Genomic DNA, 22706 nt, shown 5'->3' on the forward strand with positions numbered 1-22706 from the left:
AATCCGGATTTTAAAGGATTACGCATGGCGTTAATTTAGTTTTAACGAATTTACAATTGCCTCCAATTCTTGCTTTTGTTTATCTGTTTGATAAGTGATCGTGATATCGATATAAAAATCATTCCTTTTCAAGGCGAAATGAGTTTGTTGCATCGTCATTTCCTGAATTGTCATGGTAAGATCGAAAGTAAAACACTCAACATCGTTTGATAAAATCGTTTTCTCTATCTCGGAAGTAATGGGATTTAAATTTGCATATTGCTTTTTAACCTGCGCTAAATAGTCGTTCTCATTTTTAACTTCGGGATAAAGTATACACCTTTCTGCAATCATTGAAAGATTGGGTTTAAACTCTTCCTTTTTAATTTCCTGGTAAATAATGAGCAAGTTGGCCACTAATGTAGTGTCCGCTTTATTTTCGTCTGCCGGAGTTGCTTTTTTCTCCACTTTGCCCAAAGTGTTCACTTTCCAATTTCCCGGAACGCTCATCGTTAGGTTGAAATAGTTGCTGGAATAAATCTCATTCTCCAGCTTTCCTGCTTCAACCGGACTGCGGTTAATATTCGTGCACCCCAAGCCAAGTAGTAACAGAATTAAAGCGAAGAAAAAAACATGTGTTTTTAGCATGATATATAAGTTTTTATCTGGTTTGGGTAATACTTAATCGCTGTTCGAAACAAACGCAATCTTCTTGCTGTCGGGCGACCAGCTCGGAACATTTATCGATCCCTGTCCGCCGTAAATGTAGGCTATAATGCGTGGTTCGCCACCTTCGTATGGCATTAAGCGAATCAGACAGTGTTTGTAAAACGGATGATCAGCAGGATCAACATCTTCAGGAAATGAAATAAATACGATCCACTTTTTATCCGGGCTTACATGCGGGAACCAGTCGTTGTATTTGTCGTCGGTTAGCTGTACCTGATTTTTGCCATCGGCATCCATTCGCCACAATTGCATTTTTCCGCTTCGGGCCGAATTAAAAAAGATGTACTTCCCATCGGGGCTGTATTCCGGTCCGTCATCAAGTGTTTTGAAGTTGGTGAGTCGTGTCTCTTCTCCGCTTTCAACATCCACGCTGTAAATATCGTATTGCCCGTTTCGTTCGCCGGTAAAGACCATCGTTTTTTTATCGGGCGACCAACCATGAAAATACGAGGCACCAAGTCCTGTTTTTGTAACCTGAACAGGTGTGGAATCGCCTTTGGCCGGCAGGTAGTAAATCGTGGATTTTCCATCGTTATCAGCACTGTGATGCGAAATGCCCAGCAAACTTCCATCGAAAGTTAAAACGTGGTCGTTGTTGTTACTGGTGGCAAAACCGGTATTCAACGGATTTATTTCACCTGTTGCCAACAGGTAGGTGAATAAATGTCCTTTTGAATTATAGATCAGCTTTTCATCATCAGGAGTCCAGTTAGGTGCCTGAATCGAATGTGCCGAATGATATATCACTTTTCGCAATCCGCTTTCAATATCCAGTATTTCAAGGTTGCTTCCAATGTAATCCCGGTAAGGCACATAGTCTTCTTTTTCGGGGCGTATGATTCGCACATTCCGGTAAACAGCACTTTCCATAACATCTGAGTTGTGTGCACAAACATATATTCCCACATAAACTTCATTGTCGAGCGAAAGATTGTCAAGTTGAACCACTTTAAGCGGTTCGCCAAACCTGGCTGTCGACATAATGAAAGTTGAGCCTTTTCTTTCCAGCTGAATTACATCCGGTGCCTGATCTTCCGACTTAACTTCTTCTGTATCTGCTCCTGCAGTTTTTCGGTATTGCAGAGATGTAAGCCCGTCGCCATGAACGGTTGCATTGGCATGTGGCGAATTGCTGTCGAGGTTATTCCGAACCATCAAACCAACTTTGCGGTGCGGATCAACACCATTGCCAAGAAATTTTACTTCGGCGCGCAAAATAAAATCGCCCTGAAGTGTTGTCCACAGGTAATGAAACTGGTCGTCGGAAAACCACATATTAAATCCCGATCCACCGATTGTGTATGTTTGGTCGTTTGCATTAAACGAAGCAAAACCGGGGTGTTTGCAGGCTCCAATATCGGTGTGGTTGTCAAAGATTCCTAATTTATTTTGTGCCATGGCAAAATTTAAACTGATTAATAAAACACAAATAGCGGTGGTTAAACGAAAGAAAGCAGATTTGATCATGACGTTTTAATTTAGTTGGTTAGTGTTGCAAGAAGGGTAAAAATAAGGAGTTTAAATTCAAATTTCGGAATACAGCACCTATTCTTGAACACATTCTGCCCAACTAATTTCTGCTGAAATATTCTGCCCGTGTTGCCGGAACAATTTCGTCGCGGTAAAATGCCAGCGATTCCGATTCAAATTTATCTTCGTCCCAGTCAAAGTCTTCCAAAAATTCATTTCCGGCCATCCAAACAAAAGCAACCGCATTTATAATTCCTGAATTGGTTTCTACTTTAACCGGTACCATCCCATATTCATCGCCTTCGTAAAAAGTTAGCAGGTATATCGCATTTTCATCGAGGTTGCGAAGTACTTTTCCTTTTACCGTGAAGTTATCTTTTTTTATAATTGCCGGATAGTCGGCCCCTTTTAAAGCAAAGCGCGCGTAACCATTAAGAGTTGCATTTTCCGATTTTAACTTTTGCCCGCACAAACCATCAGCTATTTCAGGAAACAGCAGCGATCCATATACAAATACATTCATCATAAATTGTTGGCGTTAAACGAAATACTTCAAAATAACAGCTGTCGTTTTTGGAAAGCTGGAGTATTTCGGTATATTTGCTCCGCTTAAAAATAAGGTGTAAAAACCAGTGTAAAAAGTTTTTTTTACGACAAATGTTTTAAGTTGTTGCAGACGAGAAGTTTAAAGTATGATTTCTAAAATTAAAATAACCAGAAGTATTGTAGTTCGCATGGCCATGTTTATGGCAATTATTGCGGCTGCCTTAGTTTTGGATAATTATTTTGGAAATAATCCTGAAGAGGTTTTAAAGATTCAGGCCGAATCGCAGGAGCAGAGTAATGAACAGAGTGCTGTTTACCTGATTGCTCAAACCTCTACAAATACTATAAAAACATTCGAAGATCGTGTGTATTCGAAACATACAAAACCTCAGTTACACGACAAATTTTTACGCAATTATCACTCCATTCGTAATTACCAGGTTTTAAAAGCAGAGGCAGTTATACAAACTACCCCGCTTATCTCATCCTATCACTACCTGGTATTTCAAAATCACGTCTTTTCCCCCGAAGAAGACGCCGACGCTTTATCGTAATTCTTTTATTCGTTTAAAAGAATAACAGGTGCAATGTGTGCCTGAATTAGCTTGAAATCAATCAAATAAAAAATATCAATAAACATTTAAATTCAAATTAAAATGCAAAACAAAGGTGCAGTTTTAACATTTGCAATTCTGTTGGCAGCGGTATGTTTATACCAATTATCATTTACCTGGGTATCGAACAAGGTAAAAGATGATGCCATTGAATATGCACAAGGTGACGAAATAAAAGAGTTTCAATACCTTGATTCGATGAAAAGTGAAGTGGTTTACAACTTCCTTGGATTGAAAAAATTTACTTACAAAGATGTTCAGGAGCTGGAATTGAACCTGGGTCTTGACCTTAAAGGTGGTATGAACGTTACACTTCAGGTTGAAGTACAGGATATCATCCGTGCGATGTCGAACTACAGCGACGACGAAACTTTTAACGCTGCTTTGGCGCTGGCAACTAAAAACCAGCAAAACAGTACAAAAGACTTTGTAGCACTGTTTGGCGAAGCTTTCGAAGAAATTGATCCGAACGCTAAACTGGCTTCAGTTTTCAATACTTTGGAATTGCGCGATCAGATAAACTTTAACACCAGTAATGCTGATGTTCTAAAAATTATCGATGAGCAAACCAAGGCTGGAATCGCCAATGCTTTTAATATCATCCGTACACGTATCGACCGTTTTGGTGTAGCACAACCTAATATTCAGAACCTGCAAACCAGCGGGAGAATTTTAGTTGAATTGCCGGGTGTAAAAGATCAGAACCGTGTTCGTAGCCTGTTGCAGGGAACTGCAAACCTTGAGTTCTGGGAAACATACGAAAACCAGGAGGTTTATCCATATCTGGCTCAGGCCAACGAGCGAATTAAAGAGTTGGAAGTTCTTGGAAAAGAAAAAAGTGGCGATGAGGCTACTGCTGAAACAACAGAGGCTGAAACAACTGCCGACGAATCGGAAGAGAACTCTTTGCTTTCGGAACTGGAAGCCGGTGCCGCCGATGATACTACTGCTACACTTGATAATTTAGCTGCGTACAAAGAGCAATTTCCGTTGTTCGCGTTGTTGAATCCAAGTGCTGATCAGCAAACCGGTCAGTTTTACCCTGGCCCGGCTGTAGGTATAGCCAATGCGAAAGATACAGCAAAGATTAATTCTTACCTGAATAATCCACAAATCAAAAGTGTATTCCCACGCGATCTGAAGTTTGCATGGACTGCAAAATCGATGGATGAAGCGGGTAATTTTTACCGTTTAATTGCTTTAAAAGTTACTACCCGCGATGGAAAAGCACCTCTTGATGGTGGTGTAATTACCGATGCTCGTCAGGACTTCGACCAATTTGGCACAAACCCTGAAGTAGCTATGCAAATGAATGCAGAAGGTGCTAAGGTTTGGCAACGTATGACTAAAGAAAACGTTGGTAAATCAATTGCAATTGTTCTTGATGGTTATGTTCGTTCATTCCCAAATGTAAATGGCGAGATTCCCGGAGGACGTTCAAGTATTAGCGGACTGGAAAGTATTGAAGAGGCACAAGACCTTGCAAACGTACTGAAGTCGGGTAAAATGCCGGCTCCAGCACGTATCATTCAGGAAGACATTGTTGGTCCTTCACTGGGTCAGAAAGCGATTAACAGTGGTTTACTTTCATTTGTAATTGCTTTTGCGCTTGTATTGGTTTACATGTTGTTCTTCTACAGCAAAAATGCAGGTTTGGCTGCAAACATCGCACTGGTTGCCAACATGTTCTTTATCTTTGGTATTCTTGCTTCATTGGGTGCAGTACTTACACTGCCTGGTATTGCAGGTATCGTACTTACCATTGGTATGTCGGTTGATGCCAACGTGCTGATTTACGAACGTATTCAGGAAGAAATGCGCGCCGGTAAAGGTGTGAAACTGGCCATTGCCGATGGTTATAAAAATGCTTACTCAGCAATTATCGACGGTCAGGTTACTACCTTATTAACCGGTATTGTACTTTACCTGTTTGGTTCAGGTCCGATCAAAGGTTTTGCTACAACGCTGATCATTGGTATTCTTACCTCATTGTTCTCGGCAATTTTCTTAACCCGTTTGATTTTCGAATGGCAATTGAAAAAAGGCGGCCGTATCTTGTTTGCTTCAACAGCTACAGAAGGTTGGTTGCGTAATATGAAAATTAAATTCCTCGAGAAAAGAAAAATGTTCTATGTGATTTCAGGTGTATTCATTCTGATTTCTATCGGATCTTTCTTTGTTCGTGGTTTGGATTACGGTATCGATTTTAAAGGTGGTCGTTCGTATATTGTAGAATTCCAGAAAGATGTTGAAGTTGGAGAAGTACGGGCAGCACTGGCCGATGTTTTCGGAACAGCACCGGAAGTGAAAACTTCGGGCGAAGACATTAAAATTACTACCGACTATAGAATCGAAGACCGCAGCGAAGATGTTGATAACGAAGTGGAAGCTTTGTTAATGAAAGGTTTGCAGGATGCCGACCTGATCGACCAGTCGGTAACACTTGAAGAATTTACTCAGGATTATCAGCAGAGTTCACAAAAAGTTGGTCCTACCATTTCGGATGATATCCGTAAGGATGCAGCTATTGCAATCGCTTTCTCGCTGATCATTATTTTCCTTTATATCCTTGTTCGTTTCCGCGACTGGCAATATGGTTTGGGAGCCGTTGCTGCATTGGCACACGACTCGTTAATCGTATTGGGTATCTTCTCATTATTATCAGGAGTACTGCCATTCTCATTGGAAATCGACCAGGCGTTTATCGCGGCCATTCTAACAGTGCTGGGTTACTCGATTAACGACACCGTGGTTGTATTCGACCGTATCAGGGAGTACCTGGGCTTGCACCCAAAACGCGACCGTGAAGAGAACGTTGATGCTGCATTAAACAGCACGCTGCGTCGTACATTTAGTACATCGCTGTCAACTTTTGTGGTATTGTTAGCTATTTTCTTATTTGGTGGAGCTACCATTCGAGGCTTTACATTCGCTTTGTTGGTAGGTGTAGTTGTGGGTACTTACTCATCGCTTTTCATTGCAACACCAATTGCACACGACACACGTAGCCGTGTTGCCAAAGTAGTTGCAAAACGCAAAAAATAGTTTGAAGACCAAAGTCCGAAGTCGGAAGACGGAAGACTGAATTTATACAAAGGATGTCATCGCTTAATTGGGATGACATCCTTTTTTTCTGGCAATAAAGGAACAGGAATTCTTCTTTTAAATTTATGTATTCAAGTTTCAAAAACTATCTTCCGTCTTCGGTCTTCCGACTTCCAACTTTTTATATATTTGTGATCTAAATCAATTTTAACGATGCAGTATTTATTATTCATAAGTGGTGGTGAGATAGTTTTGGTGATGCTATTGGCATTGTTGTTTTTCGGATCGAAAGCGATACCCGATATTGCCAAAACACTGGGGAAAGGAATGCGTGAGTTTAAGAAAGCCACAAACGAAATAAAACGCGAACTCGATAACCATACTTCTGATATTAAAAAGGACATTGATGAGGTTTCTTCAACGGTAAAAAAGGAAACTACTGACATACAAAAAGGTATTACCGACAAGTTGAAGGATTAAACACAAAAAATCATTTTAATGATTATACTTTCCATATTGGCGTTGCTGGCTTGCTTTATTTTGCTTGCCCGTGTTGTCGATTTGTTTTTTATATCGTCTTTGGATAAAATTTCGAAAGACCTGCGCTTATCAAGCGATGCCGCCGGAGCTACATTAATGGCTGTGGGGTCGAGTGCCCCGGAGTTGTTCGTGGCTTTGTTTGCCGTTATAAAACCCGGCGAACACCAGGCAATCGGTATCGGCAGCATTGTAGGTAGTGCCATCTTTAACCTGCTGGTAATTGTTGGTGCATCGGCATTGGTGCGAAAAGCTACATTAACAAAAAGTCCGGTAATTCGCGATCTTATTTTTTATTCGCTTTCGGTGGCTCTCCTGGTGGTTTTTATCTGGGACGGAAAACTGGAAATGTGGGAAACCGGCGTTTTTCTGGCCGTTTATGTGCTGTATGTAATTTCTGTGGTATACTGGCGAAAGTGGTTTAAATACGAAGACAATCAACGTGATGAGGAAGAAGAACCCGATTGTAATCCGAAAGGAATTCTGGCGCCATTCGATCATGTACTTTGTTTTATTTTTCCGAAACCCAAACGTTACTACCTGGTATTTTTTGTCTCCATCGTTTTAATTGCCGCATTAAGTTGGGTGTTGGTTGAGCTGGCTGTTGTTATATCGCACGAATTAAATATTCCTGAAGCGATAATTGCACTTACCGTATTGGCAATCGGAACCTCTATTCCCGATTTGTTTTCATCACTAATTGTGGCACGCCAGGGACGTGGCGATATGGCTGTTAGTAATGCCATTGGTTCGAATATTTTCGATATTCTGGTAGGATTGGGATTCCCTTTCATTCTCGTAATGCTTATTTCGGGAGGTACTATCGAAGCCGGTGGAAACCTGTTGGGTTCGTCGCTCATTTTGTCAGGATCGGTATTGTTACTGATCGTACTTTTACTTGTTCAACGCTGGAAAGTGGGGAAACTTACAGGAATTGTACTTTTATTGGCTTACCTCGCATATGTGTTGTACGAAATACTAAAGCTGTAAAATTTGTGTTTATCCTATAAATAATTGCATTGATAAGAGCTGAAAACATAACAAAATCGTTCGGAGCACTTGAGGTGCTGAAGGGAATTGACCTGGATATTCCAAAAGGGAAACTTTATTCCATCGTTGGAGCCAGTGGGGCAGGGAAAACTACTCTGTTGCAAATTCTCGGAACACTAAGTAAACCCGACAGCGGTGAACTCTTTTTTAACGACACGAAAATATCTGAGCTCAATGATAATAAGCTGGCAGAATTTCGGAACCGCGAAATTGGTTTTGTATTTCAGTTTCATCATTTACTGCCCGAGTTTACAGCCTTGGAAAATGTTTGTATTCCGGCCTTTATTGCCAAAACACCAAAGGCAAAAGCCGAAGCGCGTGCAAAAGAACTGATCGATTATTTGGGACTGGCCGACCGCATGACACATAAACCATCTGAATTGTCGGGTGGCGAAAAACAACGGGTGGCGATGGCCCGTGCGCTGATAAACAGCCCATCGGTGGTAATGGCCGATGAACCATCGGGAAACCTTGATTCTACCAACCGCGACGAATTGCACGACCTGCTTTTTAAATTACGCGACGATTTGGGGCAAACTTTTATTATTGTTACGCACGATGATCATTTTGCCGAACAGTCCGACCGGATCATCCACATCAAAGATGGAATTATCGAGTGAAAAAAGTCGCCAGTGAGCAGTCGCAGTATCCAGTTGAGCGAAGCGAATTGAAAATCGGCCACAGCCAAATCCCGACCGAAAGCGTCGGGGGATCCAGTATCCAGTATCAATCTTTTCATAAAATTGAAGAATGGAGAAAATAGCTGATCTAAAAGATTTCCTCGACGAAAAAGTTGAAGAGTACAACCAACCCGAATTTATTGAAACCGATCCGATTCAGGTTCCCAAGCAGTTTATCGAAAAAGAAAATATTGAGATTGCCGGTTTTCTGGCAGCAACCATTGCTTGGGGAAACCGGTCGGCTATTATAAAAAATGCCTTGCGTTTAATGGCTTTGCTCGATGATCAGCCACATGACTTTGTATTAAACGCCTCGGAAAAGGAGCTTGACCGCCTCCAAAAGTTTGTGCACCGCACATTTAACGGCGACGATTGTATTTATTTTATTCGTTCGCTGCGAAATATTTATAAAAATCACAATGGTTTGCAAGCCATTTTTGAACGTGGATTTCAACAGGAACAGACAGTAAAATCTGCATTGGCACACTTCCATTCTGTATTTTTCGAAACGGAAGGCGAACGAACACGCAAACATATTTCGAATGTTACCAAAGGGGCGTCGGCCAAACGCCTGAACATGTATTTGCGCTGGATGTGTCGTAACGATAAATCGGGAGTGGATTTTGGTTTATGGAAAGGAATTCCGCAATCGGCCTTGATGTTACCGCTTGATGTGCATACCGGAAATGTGGGGCGTAAGCTAGGGCTGCTACAACGAAAATCCAACGACTGGAAAGCGGTGGAAGAAATTACCAGCACTTTGCGTGAATTCGATCCGGACGACCCGATTAAATATGATTTTGCCTTGTTTGGGTTGGGTGTTTTCGAAAAATTTTAACCTTTGTTTCTTTATTACACAGAGAACTCGAAGGAGACTCAGAGATTCACAAAGTAAAATAAACTTTGTGGCTCTTTGTGTGGTCTTGGTGAATCTTTGTGTAACTTTATTTTTTCACCAAAACACGAAGGAGATGGATACAAATGAATTATCTGGTTTAATTATTGGTAAAGCTATTGAAGTTCATAAGGCACTTGGTCCGGGCCTACTGGAGTCCACTTACAAGGAATGTCTTTATTATGAGTTGACAGCATTAGGTTTGAATGTTGAGAAGGAAAAGCCACTACCTATTATTTATAAAGATATAAAACTAGATCATGGTTATCGGATCGATCTGTTAGTAGAAAACAAAATTGTAATTGAGCTAAAAGCAGTTGAAACATTTACAGATGTTCATTTTGCACAGGTACTTACCTATTTGAAGGTTGGGGATTTTAAGCTAGGATTGTTGTTGAATTTTAATGTGCTGCGGTTAAAAGATGGCATTAAGCGATTTATAATGTAATGGGCAGAAACAATTATTTTCAATTTAAACAATTCCGTATCGAACAACAACGTTCGGCCATGAAAGTAGGAATCGATGGGATTCTGCTGGGGGCGTGGGCTGATGTTCGCGACTGTAACACGATTCTCGATATTGGAACCGGAACCGGTTTAATTGCCCTGATGCTGGCACAGCGCTCCAAAGCCCAAATCGCTGCGATCGAAATTGAAAACAATGCTGCCGAAGAAGCTGCTGAAAATGTAGCTGCATCGCCCTGGGAAAACAGGGTAGAAGTAGTGAATGTTTCGTTACAAAAGTATGCCGCTGAAACTGCACAGCAATTCGATTTGATTGTGTCAAATCCTCCTTTCTTTCAGAATTCGTTAAAAGCGGGTAATGAAAGCCGGTCTTTAGCACGGCATACTGATAGTTTATCATACGAAACGCTATTACAGTGTACTTCGCAGTTGTTATTGGACGAGGGGCGATGTGCATTTATTTTTCCCGAACAGGCAGTAAAGGAAATAGAAAGGCTGGCACAGCAACACCATCTCTATTTAACGAGAATTACGATGATCGCTCCCAACGAGAAAAAACCGGCGAACCGGGTTTTACTGGAGGTGAGTAAAAAGGAATCAGCTACAGTAACTGACCACCTGACAATCTATAATAATGATGGATCGTGGAACGAAAAATTTAAAAGGTTAACGCGTGATTATTACCTGAACTTCTAAACAAAAAACATAAACGGATTAAAAATCTGGTTCATTTGCTGCGAGAAACGTTTGATGGCATCGTGGTTAAGGTGCGAAACACTGTTTTCTACCTTCGACACTTTTTTTACGATAAGTTTCTGAAAGAAATTCATTTTATTAAAATCGAACTCTCCGCCCAGGCATGCTGTTGCTTTGGCACTTAGTAACAACCCTTCGGGGAAAGCGTCGTGTAACTGAATTTCCGCTTTTTCGCCTTCTTCCATACAACAAATAAACAAGCCGAGTTCTTTGTTTTTCAGCGTTTCAAGATGGTCGTTGCAAAACTCTTTAACTTTTTTCTGAATCTGGCCGGCATGAATAGAGCCGCCAACAATTATCCGGTCAAAGGAAGAAAGGTCATTAACCGCTTCTTTTTTTAGGTTAATCAATAAAACTTCGCCTCCCAAAAACTGTTTTAGTTCGGTAGCTGTTTTTTCGGTACATCCATGTGTGGTGCAGTAGGTGATTAATGTTTTCATTGGTTTCTTATTGTTTGTTTTCTATGGTATAAGATTTGACTCGTCCCGATCAATCGGGACTCCTTTCATTTTTTCTGCTTACTTGGTTTTTAAGAAATTGAGATCTATATTCGAAAATTTCTATCCAAAATTATGGCACACTATTGAACATTCGTGTTAATAATCGGTTAATTCTCTAAAACTATCGGTGAAATAGAATACCAAAAAGTCTTTAAATCAATAATTGCACATATTTTTGTGTCGAAGAAAAAATTAGATACATCATGACAATTGATATGAAACCAGAAGTACAGCTTGATACAAATTATTATAAGGTTGTTGGAATCAGGAAATTAACAGAACACACTTTTGTGTTGTCTTTACCTAAAAGTCGCTTCGAATTTGTTGCCGGACAACATGTGTCCCTGTCGATTACAGGCGACTATCAGAGCCGCGAATACTCGATTTACAGTGCCGAGAAAGGGGAAAACCTGGAGGTGTTGGTAAAAGAAGTTGAAGGTGGTTACTTCTCACCAAAACTAAAACACCTGAAAGTTGGCGACATGGTAGAAGTGCACGGCCCTTTCGGAAAATTTGGTTTGGATGTGAAAAATAAAGATACGCACAAGCATATTTTTATTGCCAGCGGAACCGGAATTGCGCCGTTTCATAGCATGGTAAAAAGTAATCCGGGTTTGAATTACCAGTTAATTCACGGGGTTCGTTATGCTGAGGAAGGCTACGAGCAGGAAGATTACAATAAAGGAAATTACACACTTTGCACATCGCGCGATAAAAGCGGCGATTTTAACGGCAGGGTGACCGATTACCTGAAAAAGACAGATTTTGATAAAAATACCTCCTTTTACCTGTGCGGAAACAGCGATATGATCTTCGACTCGATGGAGATTTTGAGCGACAAAGGATTTGGAAGAGAGAATATTACCGTTGAGGTATATTTTTAAGATAGAATTGCAAAAGAATAGTTTGAGAGAGTTTTTCAAGAAATGCCAGTCCTGTAAAGGGCTGGCATTCTTGTTTATTCTATTTTGAATCGATTTTTTCGCCAAATGCCAAATCTCCGGCATCGCCAAGTCCCGGAACGATGTACGATTTTGGAGTCATTTCAGGATCGACAGCCCCAAGCCATAAAGTCACATTTTCGTCTTTAATGGCATTCTTTACATACTCAACTCCTTCTTCGCTGGCAATAATAGCCACCAGGTGAATGTGCGCCGGTTTTCCTTTGCTGAATAATGCTTCGTAACCAATTTCCATCGATTTTCCCGAGGCCAGCATCGGATCTGAAAGTATAACCACTTTATTATCAAGCGAAGGCGAAGCCATGTATTCAAATTCAATTTCAAATTCACCTCCTTCGGTGTATTTTCTGAAGGCTGAAATAAAACAATTTTCTGCCCGGTCGAAAATACGCAGCAAACCGTTGTGCATGGCCAATCCGGCACGTAAAATAGTTGCTAAAACCGGTTGTTGGCATAATTTCGGAACTTTTGCAACGCCAAGTGGTGTTACAACGTCATTCACTTCAAACTGCATCTCTTTGCTTATTTCGTATGCAAAAATTTCACCAATACGGTTAAGGTTATCACGAAAACGAAGTGGGTCGGTTTGAATGCCTGTATCCCGAATTTCTGCCAGATACTGATCTAAAATGGAGTGGGTGTTGCCTAAAACTCGAACGTTCATAATTTTTTTTTTAGGTGAAGAAGAGATCTCCGTCACCATCCTGAAATGTATGTTGCTTTTTATTTGATACCTGAAAAGTACTGTATATTTTTTGCCCGTATCTTTTCGCGTACAAAAATGGGAATTTTCTACTTAAAAGCTGGTCTGTCAGCTCCTTTTTATAAATAGTAATGTGCTCAATTTTATTACTCAGGCAATATTTTTTTAAAAAGGCGGCAATTTCTTTTGTGCAATCTTCGGTGAGGTTAAAATACAGTGTTTTTAAATGACCTTCGCGTACCGAGAAAATAAAAAGGCCCAGCAGTTTATTGTCTCTTTTCACTTTAACTGTTCTGTAGTAAAAGTTTCCCGAAAAAGATGAAAAAGGGTAGCGGGAGCTTTCATCATTTTTTTGTTGTGTCAGCCAGGGATACTCAAAAATCCATTTTAACTCGGCTTCTCTCCGCTTGAAAACACTGTTAGCCGGGTTGGATTTTATAAACTGATAACAGGCTTCATCCGGTTTTTCAATTTCTGAGAATAATACCGTAGAGTTTGTCTTGGGCTTATAAAAGATGCCAAATACATTAACTATTAGCTCAATAAAAAAATCGGTTATTTTGAATAGAACTGCAGCAACAGGATTTATTCTGGCCTGAAAAAGTTTGGTAGTTTTTGCATACAAATACAAACGCGCTCCTTCAAACTGGTGAATCGGTTGAAAGAGGCCGGTTTTTAAATACAGTTTTTCCGAATTGGGAGCGTAATTGGTGAAGGCCAGTTTTTTGTCCCAGTCGTTATATGCTTCGCGCAGAAGTTGTTCGGAATAACCTAGGCGGCGGTGTTGTTCGTGTACCCAGCTTCCGCTGCACCACCCAAAACGAATCAGTTGATCTTCAGAAATGAGCGTATCGGCAAAAATGCTTCGGAAGGCCACCAATTTATTGTCGGTAAAACCAAGATAAAGTACAATGTCGTCAGGATGTCCGTGTGGATTGGCAAGATACGATTGGGCGCGAATTGTTGAAATGGGAATCACTTCGTAATTCTGAAATTCTTTGCTGTTCACAAAATTTTCCAGCTCGCTGAGTCGTATTTTTTTTACCTGTAAAGTCAATGTTTTACTGTTGCTTTGCCAATTGTTTTGCGGAGTTTAAAATAAAGAAATTCTGCTTTTATATTCAATTCAAAATCACCCGGTTGTTCAGCGGGGTAGCGTTGAAAATGGTTGGAGATTTCGTCGTATTTTACGCCGGCCGTCCCAAAACTAATATCGCACCATCCGTTGTCGTGTATCTTTTTTATCAGTTTTCCGGAAACGCCATCATCGGTATACGGAAACGCAAAGGCTTTTACTTTTGGATTTACATTCTCCTCCACCCACTTCATACTTTTTTTGATCTCCTTCAGCTGTTTTTTCTCCGAAATCTTCCGGAATTCGGGGTGTTTATGACTGTGTCCGCCAATGGAAAAACCTTTGTTATGCAACTCTTTAATTTGGACGGTAGTCATGTACGGTTTTTGTGTCTCCAAAAACGATTGAAAATCGATTTCAAGTAACTCTGCTGCATAATCAAGTATTTCTCGTTTTGAGTATGGAGTTTGCAATAATGCTTTTAGTGGAATGCCGTTTTCGTGCAGGTAATTTTCTGCTTCTGCATCAGGTTGTGTGCGCATTTTATTGGCAATTAAACTGGCTTTGTACCGATGAAAAAGTTCTTTGTTGTCGACAAAACCGCTATTCACAAAAAAAGTTGCCGGTATTCCTTTCTGTAAAAGAATAGGTGCAATTATTTCGGTACATTCTTTTAGTCCGTCGTCAAAACTTAAATGAAAAGTGCCGGGTTTGGCCGATTTTGTTAGCTCTTCCAGCGAAACAGGTTTAAAATATTTCAAATAGAAATCGAGTTCCTGCTTAAACTGTTTTTCATCAATTACCGGGTAATTTAAAATGTGTGGTAAAGGCTGGTTGCTAACGGTGTGGTAAAAGGGCAAAAAAGGAGGCGTTATTGCTGTGAGAAGTTTTCGGGTTGAAAACAGCGGACTCAGTTTTTTACTTACTAAACGCGGGAAATTCCTCATTGCCAATTATCGTTTAAGCCACCTTAGCAGCAAAGGTAAACGATTATATTTAAGTTGAAAGTAGGTTTCGGGTCTTGCTCCAAAACCTGCGTAAAAGCGTTCAACTCCCGGAATCATTGATCCTTCAAAATCCAGCAGCAGATTTTTTCCGGCATTGTCTTCAATAAAACGGTTGACCAGATAATACATCGCTCCCGTGTTTTTCCCTTCTTCGTTTGAGGCTGCATTAAAATAGATCACACGGTCTTTCCAGCGGCAAAAATAAACGGCTGCACAAAGTTCATTTCCCGGAGTGTATACGCCGTATATTTTTCCAAAGCCTTTGTATTCGCCAAAAGCGATAAGGCTTTTCAGTTTGGCGACAGCCGACTGATCAACTCCGGCAGGTAGATTTTTCGATTTAAATTCGAGGTAATCTTCAAACCGGATACCTTCAATTATTGAAAGATCCTGCTTTTGTGCTTTGGCAATATTTCGTTTTGTATTGTTTGAGTAGCCGGAAATGATCGATTTAAAATCTTTTGTTAGCGAAAGCAGGTAATTTTTACGTTCGAAAAAAATATCACCGTCATTTTCTCCGGGAATATTTACTGCATTTAGTTGCACATCGACGTATTTAAAACGATTTTTTATGGCTGTAATAAATGTTTCAAAAATCGCTTTCGATGGAGGAGGGAAGATTCCAAGCTGCTGCGAAAAAAGTGGTTGATAAAGGTATTTTATGCCCAGTTTGCTTCGAAAGGGCAGCGGCATTACATATTCGTAATCGCCATAAATCAGGGCATCCCACTCAATGGCAGTTCTGTCGAGGTGCCAGTCGTAGGCATAAATTCTGCAATTTAACGCACCATCAATGCATTGATTCCATTTCTCGGAATCGATTTGTGCATGTTTTATATAGTGAATCTTTTTTACGCTGCTCATTTAAAAATGCCGGCTACTCATTCGCCCATTCAAATCCCAGTTTGTTCATCTGTTCAAACACTTCTCTGAAACCTTTCCATGTTCCCAAATCGTTTACGGTTTCGTTGTGCCAGACACTTACAAATGTACCACCAACATTTTTAACTTCCCGCATAATCCTTTTTATTTCTTCAAAAGCTTGTTCCGGCGACAACTGCAGGTAATAGCGCAACGTCCCGTCCATAATGTTGAACGGTATGATTTTCAGGTTCGTTACCGATTCATGTTTCAGATCGTAAAAACAATAGGGCGTGCAGATACCACCCCTGAATCCCGGTTGGGCTGAATAACCCAGTGTGTAATCTTCTTCAATTCCGGCTTTTATTAATCGGGTGTATGTTTTCGGAAATTTTAGTTGTAAATAGTGCTGGCGACTTTTGGATATGCTTTTCCCAATAATTTCTTCCAGTCGCTGTTTTTCCAATTTTACTTTCTTTTTGCCTTTTTTCCTGCTACTTCCATACGATGGGTGAATACCAACGTCGTATTTTTCGGCTGTCTTTTTTATCAATTCCCGGTATTCCTTGTTGGTGTGGGCAATGTTTTTGTCGTAGCGTCCGTAATCGCCCAGTAAAAAGAAAAATTTTACCTTATCCTCGTTTCCTGCAAAAACACTGTCGAGGTAATCGTAGGTGTCGTACGGATCGGATTCTTCACCGTCTAAAACCCGTTTACGTTTTAGGGTGTCTTGCCGGTTGCCTTTTATCAGCGACTTTGCCCTGGCCGCTGTTGTTCGCAAAAAGCCTTTGTTTTGGTAAGCGTAAGCATTGTCGACATCGATGGTGGAAATAAACTTAAATTTCGATTCGCTGTAGCTAAACTCCGGGTATTTTTCTTTCAGCAGTTTGCCCAACAGTTTTGCCCAGATATTTACAACTGGCTTTTGCATTAGATTATATTTCGATAATATGCTGTTCTGGTATGGATAACGCCCCAGTTTGTCGCGGTTTTTATCGACGTATTCTTCGTGGCGGGTAACCAAATAAAACGACGCTGCAAAGGGATCGAAAGGCAAGTCGGAGTCTTTTGACGTTTCGCAGAAATATTTTTCACCCTCGTACCAAACCGAATTTATGGTAGGTTTTATAAGTGCATTCTGAAAAATAAGTTTATGTGGTTTAATGTAAAATTCGTTGCCAAATTTTTCGCACGAATAGTTGATCTTTGGGATTTCCGACTTTCGAAATTCCGCAGAATTCTGAGTAAACGCAATTTCCGTTTGCAAAATGTTCGCGAAAATCAGTTTTGCAATGTACTCAATCCGTGGGTTAACTTCGTCGGAATAAAAAAGTATCATTTTCGTTCGGTTTATTCGTTTAACATTCCCTCGTCGGCTAAACTCAGGTAATTGTTCTGGCCAATAATAATATGGTCGAGCACCGTTATATCCATAATTTCAGCCGCACTTTTAATTTTACGGGTAATATTCAGATCGGCATTTGATGCCTGCATGGTTCCTGAAGGATGGTTGTGACAAAGAATAATGGCACAGGCCATTTTTTCCAGCGCATTTTTTAATATCAGTCGCACATCGATTACGGTGCCTGAAATTCCTCCCTGGCTTACAATAAACGAGTCGATTATCCGGTTGCCGCGGTTAAGAAGCAAAATCCAAAACTCTTCGTGATTCAGATCGCCAAGCATGGGCTGGAAATATTCAGCTGCATCTTTACTTCCGGTAATTTGCTTTTTATTGAATACATCAGCTTCTTTCCGGCGTTTGCCCAGCTCTAGTGCAGCAGCAATGGTAACGGCTTTTGCTTCGCCAATTCCCTGAAATTTGGTGAGGTAATCGATGCCTTTACGGCCCAGTTCGTTTAAATTATTGTCGGCTGATGCTAAAATGCGCCTGGAGAGTTCTACGGCTGTTTCTTCAATATTGCCCGAGCCAATCAATATGGCAATAAGTTCGGCATCGGTTAGCGATCGTGGTCCTTTGTTTAGTAACTTCTCGCGCGGACGATCTTCAACAGCCCAGTCTTTTATATTTAGTTTTTTGTATTCTCCCATTTGTCCCGGAGTTCTATCCTAAAATTAATTATAATTAGTTATTTCGGAAATACTAAATTATAGTTACAGAACATACGGGATTATGAAACACAAAAAAAACCTCCCCGAAACTCGGAGAGGTTTTCTATATAATGTGGTTTTTCTCTTCTTACAATGAATTAACCTGTGTAGTTAATTTCGATTTTAAGTTTGCAGCTTTGTTTTTATGAATGATATTGCGTTTCGCTAATTTATCAATCATAGCAACAACTGAAGGATACATTTTCTCTGCTTCAGCTTTATCAGTAGCATTACGCAAAGCTTTAATCGCATTACGTGTAGTTTTTGCGTAGTACTTGTTGTGTACTCTCTTTTTTTCGTCTTGACGAATTCTTTTTAATGCTGACTTATGATGTGCCATTTTCTTTCTTTCTCTCTTTTTAAAAATTAGTAGCCCGTAGGGGATTCGAACCCCTGCTACCAGGATGAAAACCTGGCGTCCTAACCCCTAGACGAACGGGCCTTCCTATTTAACTCCCTTAATTTTGGGACTGCAAAAATACATCATTTTTGTAATCGACCAAATTTATTCAGGATTTTTTTCTCAGCTAAAATCGGTTTGCTTTTCGTTTAAAGCGCCGTTTTTATTTTAGCGCTGCAAAGGAAAGAAACATTTTTTAATCTGCAAACAAAAAAATAAAAAAAAATGTAAAAATGTTTTTCCTAACGTAATTCGAAGTTCTGACCGAGGTAAACACGGCGCACATCCTCATCGGCAGCCAACTCATCAGCTGTTCCTGCTTTTAGGATATTTCCTTCAAACAAGAGATAAGAGCGGTCTGTAATACGCAGTGTTTCGTGTACATTGTGGTCGGTAATCAACACGCCAATATTTTTCTCTTTCAGCTGCATTACAATTTGCTGAATGTCTTCCACCGCAATCGGGTCAACCCCGGCAAAAGGCTCATCAAGTAAAATGAATTTCGGGTCGATGGCCAGTGCACGTGCAATTTCTGTACGGCGTCGCTCACCCCCCGAAAGCTGAATACCTTTACTTTTCCGGATATGCTGCAAACTGAACTCATCAAGCAATGTTTCCAGTTTTTCTTTCTGATACTCTTTCGAATAATCAGTCATTTCCAACACTGCCCTGATGTTGTCCTCAATACTCAACTTACGGAATACTGAAGCTTCCTGGGCCAGGTAGCCAATACCTCGCTGTGCTCTTTTGTACACTGGAAGTTTTGTGATCTCCTTTTCGTCGAGAAAGATCTTTCCCGAAAAGGGCTGAATCAATCCAACAATCATATAAAATGATGTGGTTTTACCGGCGCCGTTCGGTCCCAGCAGTCCTACAATTTCACCTTGCTCAACCTGAAAACTAACTCCTTTTACTACGGTTCTTTTTCGGTATTTTTTAACGATATTTTCTGCTCGAAGAATCATAATGGTTCAAATAACGTCAATTTTTGACGGAATTACATGGCTTCCATTGCTTTTTCACGATTTTTAACTACGCGGCGCGAAATGACAATACCTATTTCGTAAAGGAAAACCAGTGGGAAACAAACCATAATCTGGCTAAAAATATCCGGCGGCGTAATAATCGCCGACAGTAATAACATTACCACATATGAATGGCGTCGGTATGTTTTCATAAATTCAGGAGTAAGAAGTCCAACTTTACTTAAAAAGTAAGAGAAAATCGGAAGAAGGAAAACCACTCCTGCAGCAAGCGATATAGATGTAACCGATCCGATATACGACCGGAGATTAATCGTGTTTTCAACCTCGCTACTTACCTGGTAGGTACCTAAAAAGTGAATCGATAAGGGCACAATTAAATAGTAGCCAAACAATACACCCAGTAAAAATAATACGGAAGTAAAGAATACTGCACCTCCTGCATGTTTTCGTTCGTTTTCGTATAGTGCGGGTTTAATAAAACGCCAGAATTCGTAAAAAACAACAGGAGAAGCTATGATCAATCCGGCAATTATCGATACCATAATATGCGTAGAAAACTGCCCTGCAATTTTTATACTCTGCATTTTTAATGGTACCTGGTTAATTTTTAATGCCTCCGATCCAACCATGTCGCCCAGTTTGGCAAACATCCGGTTGGTCCAAAAGTCGGGCATTCTCGGACTAAGGATAACCACATCGAAAATAAACGATTTCATAACAAATGCTACGATGGCAAAAATAACAATGGCCGCTGACGACCGGATAATGTGCCAACGAAGTATCTCCAGGTGTTCAAGAAAGGACATTTCTCCTTTTGAACCTTCTTCGCCTTGTTTTTTGGTAGTACGCTCTTCGCTCATGAATTCTGGTTTTCAAAAAAAAACTTCACAAATGTACACGAATTTTTCGCATTTAAAATCTCAAATATTACTTATATATTGCACGGCTCAAACTTTTCACATAATGTTAGTCTTTATCAAATACATCTTATTTTAAAATATAAAATTTATTAAATTGTATTGCCATTTTGCTTACTTTTAATAATTTAGAATTTACTTATGCTAGAGATATTGGGAGATTGGACATATGAGTAAAAAAGTTGTATTAGCAGAAGAGTTGCAGCGTTTTTTTGGCTTCGATCGTTTTAAAGGGCAACAGGAAGAAGCGATTAAAAGTGTGATGGACGGGAAAGACACCTTTGTGTTGATGCCTACAGGTGGAGGAAAGTCGTTGATTTATCAGTTGCCGGCCTTAATTCTCGAGGGCACTGCCATCGTGATTTCCCCTTTAATTGCCCTAATGAAAAATCAGGTAGATGCAATTCGTGGTACACATGCCGAAGACAGTGTTGCGCATTTTCTGAATTCGTCGCTTTCAAAAGCAGCCATTACCCAGGTAAAAGAAGATGTGCTGGCCGGGAAAACAAAACTGCTTTATGTTGCTCCTGAGTCGTTGACAAAAGAAGAAAATATTGAATTCCTTAAGCAAATAAAGATATCGTTTTACGCCATTGATGAGGCGCATTGTATTTCGGAGTGGGGACACGATTTCAGACCGGAGTACAGACGGATAAAACCGATTGTTGAAGAAATAGGGAAGTCGCCAATTGTTGCACTTACAGCCACGGCAACTGCAAAGGTTCAGCACGATATTCAAAAGAACCTCGGTATTTTGGATGCAAAGGTTTTTAAGGCATCGTTTAATCGCGAGAATCTTTATTACGAAGTGCGTCCAAAGGTGAAAACCGAAACGCAGATTATAAAATTCATAAAACAAAACGAAGGCAAATCGGGCATTATCTATTGTTTGAGCCGGAAAAAAGTTGAAGAGCTGGCCGAAACCTTAGTGGTGAACGGAGTTAAAGCACTTGCCTATCATGCCGGTATGGATGCCACTACCCGCTCAGGAAATCAGGATAAATTTCTGATGGAAGAGGTGGATGTGATTGTGGCTACCATTGCTTTTGGTATGGGTATCGATAAACCTGATGTGCGTTTTGTAATACATTACGATATTCCCAAAAGTCTGGAAGGTTATTACCAGGAAACCGGACGTGCCGGTCGTGATGGTGGCGAAGGACAATGCATAACTTTTTACAGTTATAAAGACATTCAGAAACTGGAGAAGTTTATGCACGGGAAACCGGTTGCCGAGCAGGAGATCGGTAAACAACTTTTGTTGGATACCGTTTCGTATGCCGAGTCGGCCATTTGCCGCCGCATAATATTGTTGCATTATTTTGGCGAGCACTACAGAACGGATAATTGTGGAAACTGCGATAATTGTCTGAACCCGAAGGAGCAGATTGAGGCGAAAGACGAAATTGTTACCGCCCTGAAAGCCATTCTGGAAGTAAACGAAAAATACAAAGGCGACCATATTGCCAATATCCTGATTGGCAACAGTACTGCTGCCATAAAATCGTTTAAACATTACACGCTAAAATCGTTTGGTACAGGTAAAGAACATGACGAACGTTTTTGGAATGCTGTGTTCCGCCAGTCGATGGTAGCCGGAATCATCAACAAAGACATTGAAAATTACGGTTTGCTAAAGGTTACCGAAAAAGGGCATGAGTTCCTTGAGAAGCCGCATAGCTTTATGTTGGTGAAAAACCACGAATACGAAGAAGAGGATGATTCAAACAGTGCGGGAGGTGCTCCTTCGGGAGGAGCAAGTGGCGATCCGCAATTGTTTGCTATGCTGAAAGACCTTCGGAAAAAGATAGCCAAAAAGCACAATTTGCCGCCTTTTGTGATTTTCCAGGATCCGTCGTTGGCCGACATGTCTATTCAATACCCGGTAACTACCGAGGAGTTGCAAAATATTCAGGGAGTTGGACAGGGGAAAGCCCGCCGGTATGGAAAAGAGTTTGTGGCGCTCATAAAATCGTATGTGGAAGAAAATGAGATTGAACGCCCGGAAGATTTGGTGGTACGTACCGTAGCCAACAAATCGAAAATGAAGGTGTTTATCATTCAGAGTATCGACCGCAAATTGTCGTTTGAAGATATTGCCGACTCAAAAGGAATTGAGGTGAGCGATGTGATTGGCGAAGTGGAGGCGATTGTGAATTCGGGAACCAAATTAAATATCGATTACTACATTGATGATGTGATTGACGAAGATCATCAGGAGGATATTTTTGAATATTTCCGCGAGGCCCAAACCGACTCCATCGAGGATGCGCTGGAGGAATTAGGCGAAGAAGAATACTCGGAAGATGACATTCGTTTAATGCGCGTGAAGTTCTTCTCCGACATGGGTAACTAATCCTTATCGTTGATTTTCAACTTTTTTGTTGCAGAAATTGTTATTTTTGCACCCCTTTTTA

Annotated in this window: 23 protein-coding genes and 1 tRNA gene; 10 read left to right on the forward strand and 14 right to left on the reverse strand. The window is 40.5% G+C overall.

The window, feature by feature from the left end:
* Positions 1-30: 30 nt before the first annotated feature.
* The 3 genes from LH29_RS16085 to LH29_RS16095 form a co-directional block, all read right to left on the reverse strand.
* Positions 31-627: a hypothetical protein gene (locus LH29_RS16085; RefSeq protein ID WP_157493731.1), complete on the reverse strand. Its 597-nt coding sequence runs from the start codon at positions 625-627 to the stop codon at positions 31-33.
* Positions 628-660: 33 nt separating this feature from the next.
* Entirely contained in the window at positions 661-2175 is a 1515-nt protein-coding gene (locus LH29_RS16090) for a TolB family protein (protein WP_045031645.1), read from the reverse strand.
* A 103-nt stretch (positions 2176-2278) separates the two neighbouring features.
* Positions 2279-2704, reverse strand: a complete 426-nt coding sequence (locus LH29_RS16095) for a gamma-glutamylcyclotransferase family protein (RefSeq protein WP_045031647.1) — start codon at positions 2702-2704, stop codon at positions 2279-2281.
* Between the two features lie 166 nt (positions 2705-2870).
* Between LH29_RS16095 and LH29_RS16100 the strand changes: the two genes are divergently transcribed.
* From LH29_RS16100 to LH29_RS16135, 8 genes are all read left to right on the forward strand, one after another.
* Positions 2871-3278: a hypothetical protein gene (locus LH29_RS16100; RefSeq protein ID WP_045031649.1), complete on the forward strand. Its 408-nt coding sequence runs from the start codon at positions 2871-2873 to the stop codon at positions 3276-3278.
* A gap of 102 nt (positions 3279-3380) precedes the next feature.
* Positions 3381-6383 (forward strand): protein translocase subunit SecDF, encoded by a 3003-nt coding sequence (gene secDF, locus LH29_RS16105; protein ID WP_045031651.1) that lies wholly within the window; start codon positions 3381-3383, stop codon positions 6381-6383.
* A gap of 213 nt (positions 6384-6596) precedes the next feature.
* Positions 6597-6863 carry a Sec-independent protein translocase subunit TatA/TatB gene (locus LH29_RS16110; RefSeq protein ID WP_045031653.1) on the forward strand — a complete coding sequence of 89 codons (267 nt, stop codon included), beginning with the start codon at positions 6597-6599 and terminating at the stop codon, positions 6861-6863.
* A gap of 18 nt (positions 6864-6881) precedes the next feature.
* The gene (locus tag LH29_RS16115; protein WP_045031655.1) at positions 6882-7910 is read left to right on the forward strand and encodes a calcium/sodium antiporter; all 1029 of its coding nucleotides are present in this window, start codon (positions 6882-6884) and stop codon (positions 7908-7910) included.
* Between the two features lie 29 nt (positions 7911-7939).
* Complete coding sequence (locus LH29_RS16120) at positions 7940-8590, forward strand: ABC transporter ATP-binding protein (protein WP_045031657.1); 651 nt, start codon at positions 7940-7942, stop codon at positions 8588-8590.
* Between the two features lie 130 nt (positions 8591-8720).
* The gene (locus LH29_RS16125) at positions 8721-9488 is read left to right on the forward strand and encodes a TIGR02757 family protein (RefSeq protein ID WP_045031658.1); all 768 of its coding nucleotides are present in this window, start codon (positions 8721-8723) and stop codon (positions 9486-9488) included.
* Between the two features lie 133 nt (positions 9489-9621).
* Positions 9622-9993, forward strand: a complete 372-nt coding sequence (locus LH29_RS16130) for a GxxExxY protein (RefSeq protein ID WP_045031659.1) — start codon at positions 9622-9624, stop codon at positions 9991-9993.
* The gene (locus LH29_RS16135; RefSeq protein WP_045031660.1) at positions 9993-10706 is read left to right on the forward strand and encodes a tRNA1(Val) (adenine(37)-N6)-methyltransferase; all 714 of its coding nucleotides are present in this window, start codon (positions 9993-9995) and stop codon (positions 10704-10706) included. The genes LH29_RS16130 and LH29_RS16135 overlap by 1 nt, the downstream gene beginning before the upstream one ends.
* Here the strand turns inward: LH29_RS16135 and LH29_RS16140 are convergent.
* Positions 10703-11206, reverse strand: coding sequence for a flavodoxin domain-containing protein (locus LH29_RS16140; RefSeq protein ID WP_045031663.1), 504 nt, complete (start codon positions 11204-11206; stop codon positions 10703-10705). The two genes, LH29_RS16135 and LH29_RS16140, sit on opposite strands and share 4 nt — an antisense overlap.
* A 263-nt stretch (positions 11207-11469) precedes the next feature.
* On the opposite strand from LH29_RS16140, the gene LH29_RS16145 reads away from it, so the two are divergent.
* On the forward strand, positions 11470-12150 hold the full coding sequence (locus LH29_RS16145; RefSeq protein ID WP_052671021.1) for an FAD-binding oxidoreductase: 681 nt from the start codon (positions 11470-11472) through the stop codon (positions 12148-12150).
* Positions 12151-12229: 79 nt separating this feature from the next.
* Here LH29_RS16145 and upp read toward each other — a convergent pair whose 3' ends face one another.
* The 10 genes from upp to tatC all read right to left on the reverse strand — a co-directional run bounded on the left by upp (position 12230) and on the right by tatC (position 20232).
* Positions 12230-12892, reverse strand: coding sequence for a uracil phosphoribosyltransferase (gene upp, locus LH29_RS16150; protein WP_045031991.1), 663 nt, complete (start codon positions 12890-12892; stop codon positions 12230-12232).
* 10 nt (positions 12893-12902) lie between these two features.
* Positions 12903-13988 carry a hypothetical protein gene (locus LH29_RS16155; RefSeq protein ID WP_045031666.1) on the reverse strand — a complete coding sequence of 362 codons (1086 nt, stop codon included), beginning with the start codon at positions 13986-13988 and terminating at the stop codon, positions 12903-12905.
* Positions 13985-14953 carry a polysaccharide deacetylase family protein gene (locus LH29_RS16160; protein ID WP_045031667.1) on the reverse strand — a complete coding sequence of 323 codons (969 nt, stop codon included), beginning with the start codon at positions 14951-14953 and terminating at the stop codon, positions 13985-13987. The genes LH29_RS16155 and LH29_RS16160 overlap by 4 nt, the downstream gene beginning before the upstream one ends.
* Before the next feature lie 6 nt (positions 14954-14959).
* Positions 14960-15877, reverse strand: a complete 918-nt coding sequence (locus LH29_RS16165; RefSeq protein WP_045031669.1) for a hypothetical protein — start codon at positions 15875-15877, stop codon at positions 14960-14962.
* A 13-nt stretch (positions 15878-15890) separates the two neighbouring features.
* Positions 15891-17213 (reverse strand): polysaccharide deacetylase family protein, encoded by a 1323-nt coding sequence (locus tag LH29_RS16170; RefSeq protein WP_045031671.1) that lies wholly within the window; start codon positions 17211-17213, stop codon positions 15891-15893.
* Positions 17214-17224: 11 nt separating this feature from the next.
* Entirely contained in the window at positions 17225-17926 is a 702-nt protein-coding gene (radC, locus tag LH29_RS16175; protein ID WP_045031674.1) for a RadC family protein, read from the reverse strand.
* Positions 17927-18074: 148 nt separating this feature from the next.
* Positions 18075-18326: a 30S ribosomal protein S20 gene (gene rpsT / locus LH29_RS16180; RefSeq protein ID WP_038556318.1), complete on the reverse strand. Its 252-nt coding sequence runs from the start codon at positions 18324-18326 to the stop codon at positions 18075-18077.
* A 30-nt stretch (positions 18327-18356) separates the two neighbouring features.
* Positions 18357-18428: transfer RNA gene (locus tag LH29_RS16185), tRNA-Glu, on the reverse strand.
* A 200-nt stretch (positions 18429-18628) separates the two neighbouring features.
* Complete coding sequence (lptB, locus tag LH29_RS16190) at positions 18629-19351, reverse strand: LPS export ABC transporter ATP-binding protein (protein WP_045031676.1); 723 nt, start codon at positions 19349-19351, stop codon at positions 18629-18631.
* Positions 19352-19383: 32 nt separating this feature from the next.
* The gene (tatC, locus tag LH29_RS16195; protein WP_045031679.1) at positions 19384-20232 is read right to left on the reverse strand and encodes a twin-arginine translocase subunit TatC; all 849 of its coding nucleotides are present in this window, start codon (positions 20230-20232) and stop codon (positions 19384-19386) included.
* Between the two features lie 226 nt (positions 20233-20458).
* On the opposite strand from tatC, the gene recQ reads away from it, so the two are divergent.
* Positions 20459-22645 carry a DNA helicase RecQ gene (gene recQ, locus LH29_RS16200; protein ID WP_045031681.1) on the forward strand — a complete coding sequence of 729 codons (2187 nt, stop codon included), beginning with the start codon at positions 20459-20461 and terminating at the stop codon, positions 22643-22645.
* Positions 22646-22706: the final 61 nt, after the last annotated feature.

It is taken from the genome of Draconibacterium sediminis (assembly GCF_000949475.1).
GTDB classification, from domain to species: Bacteria; Bacteroidota; Bacteroidia; order Bacteroidales; family Prolixibacteraceae; genus Draconibacterium; species Draconibacterium sediminis.